This is a genomic window from Parafrankia sp. Ea1.12 (assembly GCF_900465275.1).
GTDB classification, from domain to species: domain Bacteria; phylum Actinomycetota; class Actinomycetes; order Frankiales; family Frankiaceae; genus Parafrankia; species Parafrankia soli.
Genome location: NZ_UBIZ01000661.1, coordinates 1 through 1540, shown reverse-complemented (window position 1 = coordinate 1540; position 1540 = coordinate 1). Strand labels below are relative to the sequence as shown.

Annotated in this window: 2 protein-coding genes; both read left to right on the top strand. The window is 67.6% G+C overall.

Going from position 1 to position 1540, the window contains the following annotated elements; translation table 11 throughout:
• Positions 1–79 precede the first annotated feature (79 nt).
• Positions 80–511 (top strand): transposase, encoded by a 432-nt coding sequence (locus FMEAI12_RS34635; protein WP_160144380.1) that lies wholly within the window; start codon positions 80–82, stop codon positions 509–511.
• Positions 512–549: 38 nt separating this feature from the next.
• A complete protein-coding gene (locus FMEAI12_RS34630; RefSeq protein ID WP_160144379.1) occupies positions 550–1506 on the top strand; it encodes a DDE-type integrase/transposase/recombinase in 957 nt (318 codons plus the stop codon).
• Positions 1507–1540: the final 34 nt, after the last annotated feature.

The following is a 1540-nucleotide window of genomic DNA, read 5'->3' as shown; positions in this document are numbered from 1 at the left end:
CCCTCCCTGTCAGACTCGTGTGAGACACCCTCGCGGGTGCGGGTTGGCTACGGAGGGGTGATCGGAGATCCTTGTGTTCGTGGAGTCAGAGTCGCAGGAGAGCCCGGGCGAGTCCCCGCCGTCGCGTGATCCGGCGCCGCGTCCGTCGCGGCGGGTGTTCAGCGCTGCGTACAAGCTGAGGATCGTCACCGAGTACGAGAACGCGGCGAACGGTGAGAAAGGCGCGATCCTACGCCGGGAGGGCCTGTACTCCTCCCATGTGTTGGAGTGGACCCGGGCCCGTGACGCCGGCGCGCTCGCGGGAATGACCGGCGCTGGCCGCGTGCCGGAGAAGAAGCCCGGGAAGTCGGCCGAGCAGGTCGAGCTGGAAAGGCTCCGCCGGGAGAACGAACGGTTGAAAGCCCGTCTCGCGACCACCGAAACCGCGCTGGACATCATGGGAAAAGCGCGCGCGCTTCTGGAACAGGTCTCCGGGAGCGCGGATACCGACCAGCCGCCGACCAGATCCTGAACGACGCTTTCGACGACCTCCGCGCGGCGAACATCCCGGTGACTCAGGCGTGCGCGCTGACCGGGCGTTCCCGCGCGACGCACTACCGCCACAGCGCACCCGGCGGCCGGCTGCACGGGCCGTGGCTGGCACGGACCCCGCCGCCGGGCACGCTGACCGACACCGAACGCGCCCAGGTCCTGGCGGTCCTGACGAGCCCGGCGTACCAGGACCTGGCGATCCCGCAGGTCTGGGCCCGGGAGCTCGACGAGGGCCGGTACTGGTGCTCGATGTCGACGATGTACCGCATCGCCCGCACGGCCGGTCAGTCCCGGGAACGCCGCGCCCAGGCGACCCACCCACCCCGGGTCCGACCCGAGCTGTCCGCGACCGGACCGAACCACGTCTGGACGTGGGATATCACCGCACTGAAAGGACCAGCGAAAGGAATCTGGTACAAACTTTACGTCATCCTCGACATTTACTCGCGGTATGTCACCGGATGGCTTGTTGCCGCCGCGGAAGACGCGGTCGTCGCGAAGGACTTCCTCGCCGACGCGGTCACCCGCAACGGAACCTCACCGCACACGATCCACGCTGACCGCGGCGGTGCGATGATATCGAAACCGGTATCGGCGCTTCTCGTCGACCTCGACGTCCACCGGTCACATTCCCGGCCCCGTGTCTCCAACGATAACCCGTACTCGGAGGCGCAGTTCAAGACCCTCAAGTACAGCTTCGATTTCCCCGCCCAGTTCGGGTCGTTGCACGACGCCCGCCGGTTCTGCGAGGGATTCTTCACCGCCTACAATCACGAGCATCGCCACTCGGGGATCGGGTTTCACACCCCCGCCTCGGTCCACTACGGCACCGCCGTCCAGGTCCAGGCCCACCGCCAGGCCACCCTCGACCGTGCCCACGCCGCCTACCCCGCACGGTTCAGCCGCAGGCCACGGCCACCCCGCCTACCCGACACCGCGTGGATCAACCAGCCAGACCCACAGCCAGTCGACTAACAACCCACTGTCTCGCTTGACTTGACAACTACCG